The sequence below is a fragment of the Polaribacter sp. R77954 genome (assembly GCF_044595335.1).
In the GTDB taxonomy this organism is placed as follows: Bacteria; Bacteroidota; Bacteroidia; order Flavobacteriales; family Flavobacteriaceae; genus Polaribacter.
On the sequence record NZ_CP138992.1, the window covers coordinates 3,864,095 to 3,878,638 of the forward strand.

The window sequence follows — 14,544 nt, forward strand, 5'->3', positions numbered from 1 at the left end:
ACTTTTTAAAATAAAACCTATGAAAAAATCAGTTCTAATATTATTACTTATAGCAAATAGTATTACTTATTTTGGTCAAGAGATATCATTAAAAAAAATAGATTTATCAGATTCAGTTGCTATTGAACAACAAATGAAACAGATAGCAGGATTTTGTGACACAGAAAACCTGTCTGAAATAGATGTATTTAAGTTTCAGTTGATTAGAGGTGATTATGAAGATGCATTAATTACCATCAAAAAAAGAATTAAAGAAACACCAACAGATCAAAGACAGTATTTAGATGTTTATAGGCATTATGTGGAAGCAAAGTTGTCTAAAAATTTTAAAGATGTGTTTAAAAAATCGTACAAAAATTACGTAGAGAATTCTGATGATATACAAGTGATCAATTTAGATAAGGCATTGATATTAAGAGACCCCACTGATTATTATATTAGTAATTTTAATACTACGTATGGTAATATTAAATCAGAAAAAATATCACAAGCAACATCTAAAGATTTAGTAAAAAAATATTTTTTAAGCACGGTATTTTCATCAACAAGAGCAATTTATTTTGAAGAAATAAAACAAGATCATAAGCGTAGATATATCGTAAATGACAGAATCGTCATTCCAATGAAAGATGGTGCTGAAGTTTCAATGGTAATTGTAAAACGAAAAGGAAAATCAACAACTAAAAAATCGGCTATACTAGTTTCATCTATATATGCAGGAACCAATGAAGTTAGTGCTATGTTATCTGCATCTAAAGGATATATTGGAGTTATTGCGAATACAAGAGGGAAAAGATGGAGTAAAAGCGACATAAAACCTCTTGAATATGAAAACACAGATGTTTATGAAGTCATCGATTGGATTAGCAAACAGGCTTGGTCTAATCAAAAAGTAGCCATGTTTGGTGGGAGTTATAATGGCTTTACACAATGGGCTTCTATGAAACACAAAGTGCATCCTGCTTTAAAAACAATAGTTCCTATGGTTGCTATTGCCCCAGGAATTGATTATCCAATGGAAAATAATGTACTGCATAATTATTCCTATTCATGGAACTTTTATGTCACTAACAACAAGTTTTTAGATTATAAAGCATCGAATGACATTAATCGCTGGAATTCCCTAAAAAACACATGGTACAAAACAGGAGTCGCATTTAACAAATTAGATAGTTTAGATGGTCAGGTAAATACATTATGGAATTCGTATATGCAACATCCAAGTTATGATAAGTATTGGAAAAAAATGATTCCCTATAAACAAGAATTTGCAAAAATTGATATTCCAATTTTAACGATTACGGGTTATTATGATGATTCACAAAGAGGAGCCATGTATTATTTTAGCGAGCATCACAAATACGTTAAAAATCCAAATCATTATTTATTGGTTGGGCCTTATGATCATTGGACTGCACAATCGAAGCCAGAAGAAAGCTTAAGGAATTATAAATTAGACAAATCTGCTTTGATAAACATTGAAGAGGATATTATTTACCAATGGTTTGATTATGTTTTAAAAGGAAAAGCAAAGCCTAGTATTTTAAAAGATAAAGTCAACTTTCAAGTCATGGGCACCAATACTTGGATGCATAAACCGAGTTTAAATGCCATGACAAATGACACTTTACAGTTTCATTTAAGTTCAGAAAAAGGTAATGATTTTTATGCATTAAAAACGAAAGCAAATAATTCAGAGGTTTCTATGTCTATAGATTTTAAAGACAGAAAAACGATGAATAATATAGACTATTATCCATGGCCTCTAGAACGTGATCAAATCAATAAAAAAGATGGGTTGATTTTTAAATCTGAAGCGCTAAAGGAAGATATTATCATCAATGGTTCATTTTTAGGTAATCTTGAATTTTCAATCAATAAAAAAGATGTTGATTATTCTGTAATTCTTTATCAATTAACACCAGAAGGCAACTATTTTCATTTGAGCTATTATATTGGTAGAGCAAGTTATGCTAAAGATAGAGAACAAAGAAATTTATTAACTCCTAACCAAACGACACAAATCTCTTTTGATAATTCTAAATTAATCAGTAAAAAACTACAGAAAGGAAGCCAAATTGTAATAGTTGTTAATGTAAATAAAAACAACAATGCTCAAATAAATTACGGTACAGGAAGAGATGAAATACCGAAAGCATGAAAGATGCCGAAACTCCTTTAAAAATAACCTTTACAGGTAACAGTAGTATTTCTTTACCAGTTTGGAATTTTAATAAATAAAGATCCTGTTTATAATAATTTGTTTCAAGTACATCTGATTTTGAATGAAATCTAGATGAGCAAAGAGAACAAATTATATATGTTCTGATTCATAAAATAAAACTTTAAACGCTTTCACTCATCCTACTTTTAAAAGTAATTAATACAATTAATAAAAAATGAAAACAAAAAAAAGTACAAAAGGAGTCAAGATAGCTGTAGGTGTAATTTTTGGAGTGTTAGTTGGTGTCTTAACCTCTAATATAGCATTATGGCTACCAATTGGAATTGCAATTGGTGCAGGTTTAGAATATACAACTCAAAAAAGATGAGCACAACAAATATTAAAATTAGTGAAATACAGAAACAAACTAAAATAGTTGGTTTTACCTATTTAACAACAACCTTAATTGGGTTCATAAATATTTTCTTTGTTAAAATAGGTCTACATAAACCTGAAACACTATTAGCATCAGAATTTCAGTTTAGAATGTCCATAGTTTTAGATATTACAATGTACGCATTAGTAATGTGGATGGCTGTTGCACTGTATATACTAACGAAGTCTATTAATAAAAATAGAGCGACTCTCGGATTTATATTTAGAGTGGCAGAAGTCGTAATGGGTTTCGTAATGCTATTATTATATGCAGCGCCATTAATTATTTTAAGAAAGGAAGAAAAATACCAGTTTACAAATGATACTTTACATTCATTAGCTTCTGTTTTTTTTGACGTATATGGCATGGGATCTAATCTTCATCTCATTCTTATGAGTATAGGTGCATTCATATTTATTAAATTGTTACAATCAGCTTCTTACGTACCTAAATGGTTAAGTTATTGGGGGCTTTTCACCTATACAACAATTTTTATAGGTTTCACTTCACAAATTCTATTTCCAGTCATTTCAAAACAATTAAAGGTATTGATGGCACCAGGTGCATTATTTGAGCTGGTATTTGGTATTTGGCTTTTAATTAACGGAGTAAATCTTAAGTGTCTCAAATCCCAAACTACTGTGTAATCCATTTCGTTCGGCTTTATAAAGAAGAACTTTTATAATACATATGTTTACCATTTTTGTCCTAAATAATAACAATTATGAAAAAAGCAATTTATACAACATACGGTTCACCAGAAGTTATTCAAATAATTGATGTTGAAATCCCATCACCAAAACCTAATGAGATTTTAGTAAAAATCAAAGCCGCATCAGTAACAAGAGCAGATACAATGATGCGACAAGGTATACCTAAATTTGGTAGAATATTTTTAGGATTATTCAAACCTAAGAACACAGTTTTAGGAACGGGATTTTCAGGAATCGTAGAGGCTATAGGTTCACAAATCACAAGGTTTAAAATAGGTGATGAAGTTTTCGGAGAAAAATTGTTTGGAAACGGAAGTAACTCCGAATATTTATGTATTGGAGAAAATGAACTTGTAGAAAAAAAACCAAAAAATATTTCTCATTGTGACGCTGCACCAATATGTGACGGTTTTTTAACCTCTTATAATTTCCTAAAAGAAAATGCAAAAATTAAACAAGGTCAACATGTATTTATTAATGGAGCTTCAGGTAGTTTAGGTTCTGCTGCTGTACAGTTAGCAAAAATAATGGGTGCAAAGGTTACTGGTATATGTAGTTCAAAAAATATCGATTTTGTGATAGCATTAGGTGCAGATGAGGTGTTAGATTATACCACAATAAAATTGAACGAACTACAAAGTAGATATGATGTGGTTTACGATACTGTGGGTAAGCTTTCTTATAATAACTCTAAAAATATTTTAAATGATAATGGAATTTTTATGACACCTGTACTAAGTATTCAAATATTAGGGCAAATGATATTGCACCCCCAAAAAGTTAAGTTTGAAGCTACTGGCATAAAAAAGAAAGAAGAATTAAAAAGTTTGCTAAAGGACTTAATAAGTCTCTTTAAACAGAATCAACTGCAAACTCATATTGACAAAACATATAATTTAGAGGATTTAAAATATGCTCATCAATATATTGAAACTGGTGGTAAGGTGGGAAATATTGTTGTTGTTAATCTATAACACATGACCAAATTAATTTTCTTCTTTAAAAGTCGTAATATTCTTAAAAATCTTTAAAAATTTCTAAATGCAATAAATTTTAAGAAAATGGGGCACCTTTGGTTTTTAGGAAATATTTTTGTCTATGTATTAATAGGCTTGCCTATATTTTTTAATATCAAAAAAGGGAAACTTTCCAAAATTGTAAATCTTGTAAACCGATTATTTAGCAACCCTTTAGGTTTATTATTGATAAATGTTTTTTTTATTGCAGAAGTTCTAGTATTTCAACCAAAACCTTTTGCAGTGTATGCGCAAACTTGGCATGGTTTTGCAATTGGCTTACTGGCATTCTTTTTTGGTTTCCTTTTTATGATTGTGGGTAAAGTATTTTGGAACACAGTAAAACTATGGAAATGGTTTTTTCTTGGGTTAGCAACTGTATTATATACGGTAAGATATGTAATCTTTGCTTCTGAAGCACCTTCTTACTTAACTGTTATTGAAAGTAATAGTTGGATCTTTTCAATATTTGGATTTTGTTATCAATATTTTAACAAACCTAGTAAGTTGTTATCCTACTTAAGTAAAGCAGCGTATCCTGTTTACATAATACACATGGTGGTGTTGTATTTGGCAGCAAAATTAATACTACCATTTCACTTACCTGCACTAATTGCATTTACTTTAATTACAGGTATAACATTTATTGGATGTTATTTAATTTATGAATTTATAATTAGAAGAATTCAGATGTTAAGACCATTATTTGGTTTGAAATGGAATGCGAATTCAAAAGAAAAAAATAACATAAAAGTTAGTGTTAATAAAGTTTGAAACTTCAATTTCAAAAAAAAATCGATAGTGTAAAATTTATAGTGTCTTTATAAATAGAATTTTAAATTTTAAAACTATAGCTATTTAAATTAATGAATTAACAATTAAATCATGAACAAAAAAATAAAAAATATGTTAAGAGGTGTATTAATAATTGGGTCTTTGGTTTCATTGTATTTTGTACCGTGGATTTTGGTAAAAGCTTGGATTCTACCTTTACCTAAATCAGTTCAAGAACAATTAGATCAAGCCGTAAACCACGGATTTGAAGGTGTCTTGGTTTACGTAGATCAAAGAGGAAAAACACCAAAAACATACACTGCAGGTTGGCACAATAAAGAAGCTGAAATAGTTGCAAAATCAGACGCTCTTTATAAAATTGCAAGTATAAGTAAACTGTACGATGCAGTTGCTGTAACTAAATTGGTAAGTCATGGAAGACTCTCTTTAGATAAAACACTTGCTGAGTACCTGCCAGAGCTTGTGGGTAAAATAGAAAATGCAGAAACGATAACGCTTAGATTAATGATCCAACATAGAAGTGGTATTCCAAATTTTACAGATTCACCAAATTTCTGGGCTAAACCAACATAAACTTTCGAAGAAAGTTTAGCTTTAATTGAGGGTAAACCTGCCAATTTTAAACCCGGTAAAAAATACGAGTACTGCAATACCAACTACTTGTTAATCAATAAAATAATGGATGATGTTTTGGGATATCCTAATTTTCAATTCATTCAAGAAGAAATTTTGAATCCATTAAACCTAAAAAATACCTTTAGCTCCGTTAGTGAAGTTAACATCGATGATGTAATGAGTGGTTATCATGTTGGATATGCGCACGATTTAAAAACCAACGATTATGGTATGCATGCAACTGCAGAAGATGTTGGTAAGTTTATTAGAGCATTAAATAATGGTGCTGTTTTTAAGAAAAATGAACAAGAAATATATGCATCTATTTACGAATTTGAACATGATGGTTGGGTTCCTGGATATCAGAGTTTTGCCAAATATTATAAAAACACAGACACCGTAATTATTGCATTTTATAGTACAACAGACCCTAAGTTACTTAACTGGAATTTGTCGCAAATAATTAATAAAAGAATTCACAGAATTATTAAAAAATCAAAAAATGACGACTAAAAAAATAAGTTCAGATGTTAAGTAATCAAAAAAGAGATAATATCCATTTATTACGATGAATACAAACTGATTGAATTAAAAAAAAGTTTACAGAAAAGCTGGTATCAAGCTTTCATATCAATATAAAAACTTTTGTAAGCTTGGTTAACGGCCCTTTAATTCGAATGCAGTTTGCGGATTGAAAAAATGAGTTCTGTTTTATAATATAGAACGTTTCAGAGATGAAGCTATCCTATTTTTGAAAAAGAAAATAAGAATGCAAATAATAGAAAAATGAAAACTAAAAAAACTTTAACATATAATAATAGTGTTTGAAATCAATAGTAAAACAGCTTTACATACATGAAAAATAATAACTGAGATTACTAAATCAATTAAAAATCAAAAAAAACAAAAATTATGAAATCAATCAGAAAACAATTTTTAATAAAAATAGCTTGTGTTGCCTTGGCATTCGTATCTAGCAAAACCGTTGCACAAAACACAAAGCAAGAATCAGCAACACAAAGAGCGGGTTTTATCTTCGAGTTTACGCTTGGTGGTGGCCTCATTAGTATAGAAGATAGTGCTGGTATGCAAACTTTTAACGAGTCGCAAGGAACCTTTGTTTTTCCAGATCTAAAGTTAGGTTATATGCTAAATGATAGATTAGCGATTACTATATCTATGCCAGGAAATATTTACAAATTTCAAGATAATGATAGAAATTTTGGAGGGTTAATTCCATCTGTACAATATTGGGTAAAAGAGAAGTGGTGGATTCATGGAGGTTATGGTTTAGCCATTGATTCCCCAGCGCTTTATGATATTAAAGACAATATAAATGACGATTGGAACTTTGGTCATGCTATAATGATTAGTTCAGGTTATGACCTGTACAAAAAGAAAAATTTCGTGCTTAATGTGCAATCAAAACTAGTTTTGGGTCGTGCTAATTTAGAAGGTGATGCATACAGAGATGCCTTAATCTTTAATGTAGGGTTAGGATTTAGCTGGTTTTAAGTTTATTGCAGAGGATAAATACTAATTATAGAAATATTCAATTACATGAAAAACATAATTTTAATTATTTGTGTTCTAATGGGCGGGATAGCTTCAGGAACTTACGCCCAAGAAACAGAAGCTATAAATTCAAATTGGGGTTTAGGGTTTCATATCAAACAAAATCAACGTGACTTCGGGTTAGGTATAAACTTGACAAGTCCATATTTTGCTAAAAAGCAAGTCGCCCTGCGTGTAAGAGCAAACTTATTGTTCAACGAACATTTGAAAAACACCAATACCACTACTTGGACCCCATATTCGAGCATGTCAATAGGGGTTCTTGGAGTTGGAGGTAAGATTGGCGAATTCATTCGGCTGTATGGTGAAGGGGGAACAACATTGTTACTTCCGTCTAGTAAGTTTTCGTCAGAAAGTACTGTTTTCGGAGGCTATGGATTATTCGGATTCGAATTTTTTATGGATAAATCTTCGAATTACTTTATTGAAATAGGAGGTGTTGGTACAGGTGCAACCGCGGATAAAATCGTTGGAAACCCAATTTATGCTAATGGTTTAATGATAAATGTAGGGTATAGATATGTCTTCAAATAGCTAAACAAAAAAATATTGGCAACAACATTGTTTGAACAAAAACACTCCTTAACACTCATTATATAAAGAGTAAAGCTAGGTTTATAGAGTTGTATTGCTTTGTAATAAAGTATTGTACTCTAACACTTTCTTAAGTTGACTAATAAAAATAAAAGAAATCTAAAATAATATTATGAAAAAAATGGTAATTACAATGGTTTTGTGCGGACTAACTTTAACCTCAAAATCACAAAACACAAGTGTAGAAAAATCAACATTCGGATTACAAACAGGAGTTCTAGGAGTCTGGGTATATAATGAAGTAAAACTGTCAAATACCATAGCTTTGAGGACTGAGCTTGGTTTTGATTTTGGTATTTGGGAAACTACTTTTTATGATGATTATGATTCCCCATTTCTGCTAACACCTGTTATAGTTGTTGAGCCAAGATTCTATTACAACCTCAAAAAACGCTCAGAGAGCTCCAAAAGAATTGATGGAAATAGTGGCAATTTTTTTGCTTTAAAAATGGGCTATCACCCAGATTGGTTTGTCTTATTCAATGCTGATAATGCTCCTATAGTAAGTGATTTTTCTATTATACCCACTTGGGGAATTAGAAGAAATATAGGCGAGCATTTTAACTATGAAGCAGGTATTGGTGTAGGATTAAGTCACACGTTTGCCGAACGCGCTGGGTACTCAGAAGACAAAACTGAAATGGAATTAAATATGCACTTGCGAATAGGGTATAGATTTTAATCAAAAATAATCTATGACTGAAAATACAGAACAGAAAAATTTAATTAAGACTGCTAGAATAACTGGCTTTTGGTATTTAATGATGGCTATTACAGGAATTCTAGGGTTTATGGTCTATCATTCTCAAATATTTGTGTCTGGTAATCCTGGACAAACACTAACAAATCTTGTAGAATTGGAATCTACAGCAAGAATTCGATTGCTATTAGAGTTTGGTATTGTTATATCACAAGCACTTACCGCAGTTTGGTTTTATAAATTATTTAAAGATCATTACCAATGGGAAGCATGGACTCTAGGTATATGGGGCATGGTTAATGCTTTAGTTATTATGATAAGTGCAATTTCAATGGCCTCAGTAATAGGTATAGCAAATTCTGACTTAGTTACTATGAAAGAAAAAATTTTACTAATTCAAGTTTTTCAAAGTATTATTTCAAATGCTTGGGGTATTGGTGGCTTATTTTTCGGATTATGGCTATTTCCAATGGGATACATAGTTATCAAATCTAAAAGAATGCCTGTCTGGTTAGGAAGAATAATTATTTTAGGTGGGATAGGATATCTAATTTCTACAGTTATACACTACGCAGGAATTGATTTTAGCTTCAATACATATCTTACACTACCTGCAACTATTGGTGAGTTTTGGATGATTGGGTATTTATTATTTTTTGGAATAAGACCTAGTATAGAGCATAGCGAAAAAAAGATGGTACAGACAGCAGAGTATTGATGTTGTTAAAACCTAAAAATGAAATAACATGACAAAAAGAAAAACCATTGCGATATTACTATTGATTGTCGGCGCTTTTTTAAGTGTGGTATTTATATGGACATTGAATTTCCACAAGGTTTTGAAACCTATTTCAAAAGGGAATATTATAGCCAATTCGGTCCTTTAGCTATTAGTATAGAGCTATTAATTGCGGGTTATTATCTATTTAGAGAATATGAAAAAACCAATTTTACGTTAGCACTTTTTGGCTTTACTGCTCTATTTGATACTCTTTTTAATCTAATAGGACTTTTCGATAGAGTAATGCCTCTATATGGAACAATAATATTTTCAATTTGCGCACTTTTATCTCTTTGGTTAGCCTTTTCAAATACATTTGAATTAAACGGAATGACAATTCTAAAAGCCACGGTAAGTATTATTCTTGGTGTTATGACTGAATTGTTTTTTAATTATTTCTAATCATCATTTACCCTAAAAACTCTTCAAAATGAAGTATATTTTAATAATCAGTTTACTAACCCTAATGGGCTGTTCAAATACATCAACATCTAAAGTTGTGCCAACTAAAAAGCTGACTCAAGAAAACCTAATTGCTGTTTTGGATACCATCTGGAAAACTGAACAGCTCCCAATTAGATCGAGAGACTCTTTAATTGAGCTGTATGGAGTTGATCATGATTTAGTGAAAGAACAAAATTTAATTATTGATAAAAATCATGCAATTAACGAAGAAAAAGTAAAGACTATCCTAGATAAATATGGCTGGCCAACAAAAGAAATGACCGGCGAACGTGGCAATTGGACCATTTGTAATGTTATTCAACACTCAGATAATGAAGTTCGATTACAATACTTGCCAATGATGAGACAAGCTGTAAAAGACAAAAAATTAGAAGCCCGCTTTTTGGTCAGAGCAGAAGACAGAATTGCAACCGAACGAGGTGATTTACAAATCTATGGTGGGCAAATGAAGTATTATCCAGAAACGAAAAGCTTTAATCTTTGGCCTGTTTATGACCCTGAAAACATAGATAAAAGAAGAACTGCCATTGGGTTAGATTCCATTGCCATATTTTTACAGGATAGGTTCGATTTCGAATGGAATTTGGAAGAACAGATAAAAAGATCTGAAGAATTTATTTTAGCTAAGGAAAAAGCAAACAAATAGTATAAATGAAAAACAAAAGTTTTGAAATTGCTAAAAAGCAAAGTAAATTGTTGGATTAGATGGTGTTCAAAAAATGAGTAAAAGTCGTAACAACTCTATTATGATTAAAGCTACACCTGAAGAAACTGCACGATCAATAAAATCAGCAAAAACCGATTCAGAACGTTATATAACTTTTGACCATGAAAAAAGACCAGAAGTTTCAAATTTAATAATATTGGCTTCTCTTTGTTTAGATCAAGACCCTTATGAACTAGCAAATGAAATTGGCGACCAAGGATCAGGCCAGCTTAAGCAGATAACAGCTGAAGCTATAAACACATATTTTGAACCAATCAGAAAAAAAAGAAAAGAGTTAGAAATAAATAAGGACTATGTTAGGGATATTTTGCATAAAGGTATAAGTAAGCCAAGACAGACATCAATTACAACGCATAGCGAAGTCACAGAAGCAATGAATATGAAAATATAATAGCACCATAAAAAAACTACTCATCATGATAAAATCTATAGAAAATAAAAAACAAACATGGATAACAATATTAATATTTCTAGGCCTTGTAATTGCTCTTACTTCACCATTTCATTATGCCATAGTGAATTTGTATCCATCAAGAATTTATGTTGGCGCTATCATGTGGTGTCCTGCAATAGCTGCATGTATTACCTTAAAAATAAAAGGGCGTAAAATTTCATCACTTAACTGGAGTTGGGGGAATTGGAAATATATCCGATGGTCTTATGTTGTTCCTGCCTTATATGGTATAATCACTTATGTGCTTATTTGGATTTTCGGTTTTGGAAATTTAGCCAATAGCGAAGCCATAACGGAATGGGGAAAAGAACTAGGTCTGTTTGGTATTGGAACTTTAAATCCAACATCAATAACTATCATAGCTATTATGTTGTTAGCAACTATAGAGGTTATTAGAGCCTCTGCAACAACCCTAGGTGAAGAAATTGGATGGCGAGGATTTTTCATCTATGAGTTGAGAAAAGTGCTGTCATTTACAGGAGTATCCATTTTTAGTGGATTAATTTGGTCTTTTTGGCATTGGCCATTGCTAGTTTACTATAGTAACAATGTACTATTAGAATTTATAACGTTCACAATCGTAATTGTTTCTATGTCATTTATTATGACCTATTACACCTTTAAATCTAAAAGTTTATGGCCAGCAGTAATTTTTCATGCCGTTAGTAATGTTTACATTCAAAAAATTATGCCTTCGCTAACCATAAAAGTTGAAGGAAGTGAACATTGGCTTGGTGAAAACGGAATTATGTTTGCTATAGTAACACTTATTTTCGGATTATTTTTTTGGAGAAAAGCAGTAAAACAGAACTTATAGTCCACACTAATTTTCTATGTAATAGGTTCCAATTTCCAAATACGAACCTTTAAAGCTCAAATAGTTACCAACTTTGCTGTAAATAATAACAATTATGAAAGCAATAGAATGTATAAAGTATGGAGATGTAGAAAACTTGGTGTTAAGTAATGTTGAAAAACCAACACCAAAAGATAATGAAGTACTTATAAAGATACACGCTACTTCAGTAACTACAAGCGATGTGCTTATTCGTAAGATGAATGAACCGATGATTCCCAAATTTATACTGCAACTTATATTTGGTTTTGGACGTCCAAGAAATCCTATTTTAGGAATGGTAACAGCAGGTATCGTAGCGCGTAAAGGTAAAGATGTTACATTATTCGATATTGGGGATGAGGTTTTTGCATATGGTTCAATCTCACCAACCAAACTTCGTTTTGGTTCTTATGCAGAATATATTTGTTTACCAGAAGATTGGAATATTGCGTTAAAACCTACAAATCTTAGTTTTGAGGAAGCTGCAGCAATCCCTTATGGTGGTTTGCTTGCTTCCCATTTATTGAAAAAGACGAGTATAAACAAGGGCGACAAAGTTTTAATCTATGGAGCGTCAGGAAGTATCGGTACAATAGCGATACAATTGGGAAAGTATATGGGAGCTCATATTACTAGTGTCTGCAGTGCAAGAAACTTCGAGTTAGTAAAGATTTTAGGTAGTGATAAGATGATTGACTACACCTTAGAAAATGCAGAGAAACAATTGGAAAGGTATAAATATGTAATCGACGCAGTTGGTAATTCGAAATCATCGAAACTAAAAGAAATGAGTAAAAAAGCATTGACTCCTAATGGCAATTACATATCTATAGATCATGGTACACCATTAACACCAAAGGAAGCTTTTTTTAATTTAAAAACGTTAGCAGAACAAGAGAAAATTAAACCTGTTATCGATAGCATATATCCTTTAGAAAAAATGGCTGATGCACATAAATATGTGGAGCAAGGTCATAAAAGAGGAAATGTTATTATCAAAATATAGCTGAGCTACTCAGTAATATAATTCATGAACATCAAAAATAAGATTAAATATGTTTTTCAAATCAAAAGAAGGAAGAGAAATAATAAAATCATAATTAAAGCTTATTTTTAGCTGAATCCCCGTTGTTTAAATTTATACAAATGAAAATATTAAAACGAATTTTAAAAATTGTCTTCGCTCTCATCGGTTTGCTTGCGCTAATAGCAATCTTTATAGTTTGGATTGATGTATCAGGGACAAATTATCTCGAAATTGACAAGAATGATTCAGCATATCATAATTCCTATCTCATAACGCATGTGAATATAATCCCAATGAATCAGGACACTGTTTTAGTTGATAAAATGGTATATATAAAAGACGGAATTATTGAAAAGATTGCAGATACTATTGAGGTCAATGCCATTCAAATTATTGACGGAGAGAATAAATACCTCACTCCAGGGCTAATCGATATGCACGTGCATGTTTGGGATAGATATGAACTCGGTCTTTATCTATCTAATGGGGTAACTGCAATTAGAAACCTTTGGGGTATGCCTATGCATTTAAGGATTAAAGAAGATGTATTTGAAGAAAATATTTTCTCACCATCGTTTTTTACAACAGGACCAAAATTAACAGGCTCAGAATTTATTGGTGACGATAATTTGAATCTAACAAATCCTAAAGAGGCAGAAGAAGCTGTAATTTCATATAAAGAAAGAGGATATGATTTCATTAAAACCTATTATGGACTAAATAAACCGATTTTTGATGCTGTGATTGAACAAGCCAATATTTCTGATATGGATATTGTTGCTCACCCTTCTCAGAAAGTACCATTTATATATCATTTGAATTCACAAATCAAATCCATTGAACATGCTGAAGAAATTGTGCAGCAACCTTTACAGTTTGATTTAGATACTCTTAAACTGCAACCCATAATCGATTCCATTTCACAGTCCAAAAATACCAGTTATTGTCCTACAATTATGGTTTTTAATAATATCTATCAAATGATGATGAATGATAATATTTTAGATTCAGAAACATTGCAATATATGAATCCACTCATTAAAATGGACGATAGCAAAAGGCAATTTGAGCGTTGGTTTAATGCCAAGCAAAAAGACCCTTCTACTGTTGATAGGATAAAAAAACAGCACGATTTTCATTTAACCATTGTTAAAAAATTACATGAAGCAGGTGTGCCAATAATTTGTGGAACTGATGGCGGTATTGGAGTTACGCTTCCGGGTTTTTCAATTCATAAAGAATTAGCATTTTACAAAGAAGCGGGACTTTCTAATTACGAAGTTTTGAAAACAGCTACCGTTAATGCGTCTCAAACACATGCAAAGATGAACCAATTGGGTACTATTGAAAAAGGAAAACTTGCCAATTTATTAATAGTAAATGAAAACCCACTTGCAAATTTAGCTACTCTTGAAAATCCAACCTATGTTTTTATAAAGGGTCGAAAATTAAATAGAGAGATGCTAGATTTTTTTAATGAAAAGGCAAAGAATCGAAAGAACCTAATGGCTACAGCGCTTAGTTATTTGGAAAACATAATTATTGAAAAATAAATTATTGCCTAAAATGTATATAAATCAGAAGTAGTATTAAATAGTTAAAAGAAAAAAATCAATCATAATCATCAATCAAAAAAAGAGTAAA

General features: G+C 31.1%; 15 protein-coding genes and 1 pseudogene. All 16 read left to right on the plus strand.

Annotation, left to right across the window (positions count from 1 at the left end):
- Positions 1-19 precede the first annotated feature (19 nt).
- On the plus strand, positions 20-2,161 hold the full coding sequence (locus tag SJY27_RS16650; RefSeq protein WP_397446001.1) for a CocE/NonD family hydrolase: 2,142 nt from the start codon (positions 20-22) through the stop codon (positions 2,159-2,161).
- Between the two features lie 238 nt (positions 2,162-2,399).
- Positions 2,400-2,552, plus strand: coding sequence for a hypothetical protein (locus SJY27_RS16655; protein WP_397446002.1), 153 nt, complete (start codon positions 2,400-2,402; stop codon positions 2,550-2,552).
- Positions 2,549-3,247, plus strand: coding sequence for a DUF4386 domain-containing protein (locus SJY27_RS16660; protein WP_397446003.1), 699 nt, complete (start codon positions 2,549-2,551; stop codon positions 3,245-3,247). The genes SJY27_RS16655 and SJY27_RS16660 overlap by 4 nt, the downstream gene beginning before the upstream one ends.
- 77 nt (positions 3,248-3,324) lie before the next feature.
- Positions 3,325-4,287, plus strand: coding sequence for an NAD(P)-dependent alcohol dehydrogenase (locus tag SJY27_RS16665; RefSeq protein WP_397446004.1), 963 nt, complete (start codon positions 3,325-3,327; stop codon positions 4,285-4,287).
- Positions 4,288-4,374: 87 nt separating this feature from the next.
- Positions 4,375-5,103 carry an acyltransferase family protein gene (locus tag SJY27_RS16670; protein ID WP_397446005.1) on the plus strand — a complete coding sequence of 243 codons (729 nt, stop codon included), beginning with the start codon at positions 4,375-4,377 and terminating at the stop codon, positions 5,101-5,103.
- 111 nt (positions 5,104-5,214) lie between these two features.
- Positions 5,215-6,252: pseudogene (locus SJY27_RS16675) on the plus strand (serine hydrolase domain-containing protein).
- A 399-nt stretch (positions 6,253-6,651) separates the two neighbouring features.
- Complete coding sequence (locus SJY27_RS16680; protein ID WP_397446006.1) at positions 6,652-7,254, plus strand: hypothetical protein; 603 nt, start codon at positions 6,652-6,654, stop codon at positions 7,252-7,254.
- A 45-nt stretch (positions 7,255-7,299) separates the two neighbouring features.
- Positions 7,300-7,848, plus strand: coding sequence for a hypothetical protein (locus tag SJY27_RS16685; protein ID WP_397446007.1), 549 nt, complete (start codon positions 7,300-7,302; stop codon positions 7,846-7,848).
- Between the two features lie 172 nt (positions 7,849-8,020).
- On the plus strand, positions 8,021-8,590 hold the full coding sequence (locus SJY27_RS16690) for a hypothetical protein (RefSeq protein ID WP_397446008.1): 570 nt from the start codon (positions 8,021-8,023) through the stop codon (positions 8,588-8,590).
- Positions 8,591-8,603: 13 nt separating this feature from the next.
- Positions 8,604-9,326 (plus strand): DUF4386 domain-containing protein, encoded by a 723-nt coding sequence (locus SJY27_RS16695; RefSeq protein WP_397446009.1) that lies wholly within the window; start codon positions 8,604-8,606, stop codon positions 9,324-9,326.
- Positions 9,327-9,422: 96 nt separating this feature from the next.
- Positions 9,423-9,791: a hypothetical protein gene (locus SJY27_RS16700; RefSeq protein ID WP_397446010.1), complete on the plus strand. Its 369-nt coding sequence runs from the start codon at positions 9,423-9,425 to the stop codon at positions 9,789-9,791.
- 64 nt (positions 9,792-9,855) lie between these two features.
- Positions 9,856-10,500, plus strand: a complete 645-nt coding sequence (locus SJY27_RS16705; protein ID WP_397446011.1) for a DUF6624 domain-containing protein — start codon at positions 9,856-9,858, stop codon at positions 10,498-10,500.
- A 46-nt stretch (positions 10,501-10,546) separates the two neighbouring features.
- A complete protein-coding gene (locus SJY27_RS16710) occupies positions 10,547-10,972 on the plus strand; it encodes a hypothetical protein (protein WP_397447940.1) in 426 nt (141 codons plus the stop codon).
- 25 nt (positions 10,973-10,997) lie between these two features.
- A complete protein-coding gene (locus tag SJY27_RS16715) occupies positions 10,998-11,852 on the plus strand; it encodes a CPBP family intramembrane glutamic endopeptidase (RefSeq protein WP_397446012.1) in 855 nt (284 codons plus the stop codon).
- Between the two features lie 94 nt (positions 11,853-11,946).
- A complete protein-coding gene (locus tag SJY27_RS16720) occupies positions 11,947-12,879 on the plus strand; it encodes an NAD(P)-dependent alcohol dehydrogenase (RefSeq protein ID WP_397446013.1) in 933 nt (310 codons plus the stop codon).
- Between the two features lie 140 nt (positions 12,880-13,019).
- Complete coding sequence (locus SJY27_RS16725; protein ID WP_397446014.1) at positions 13,020-14,453, plus strand: amidohydrolase family protein; 1,434 nt, start codon at positions 13,020-13,022, stop codon at positions 14,451-14,453.
- Positions 14,454-14,544 lie beyond the last annotated feature (91 nt).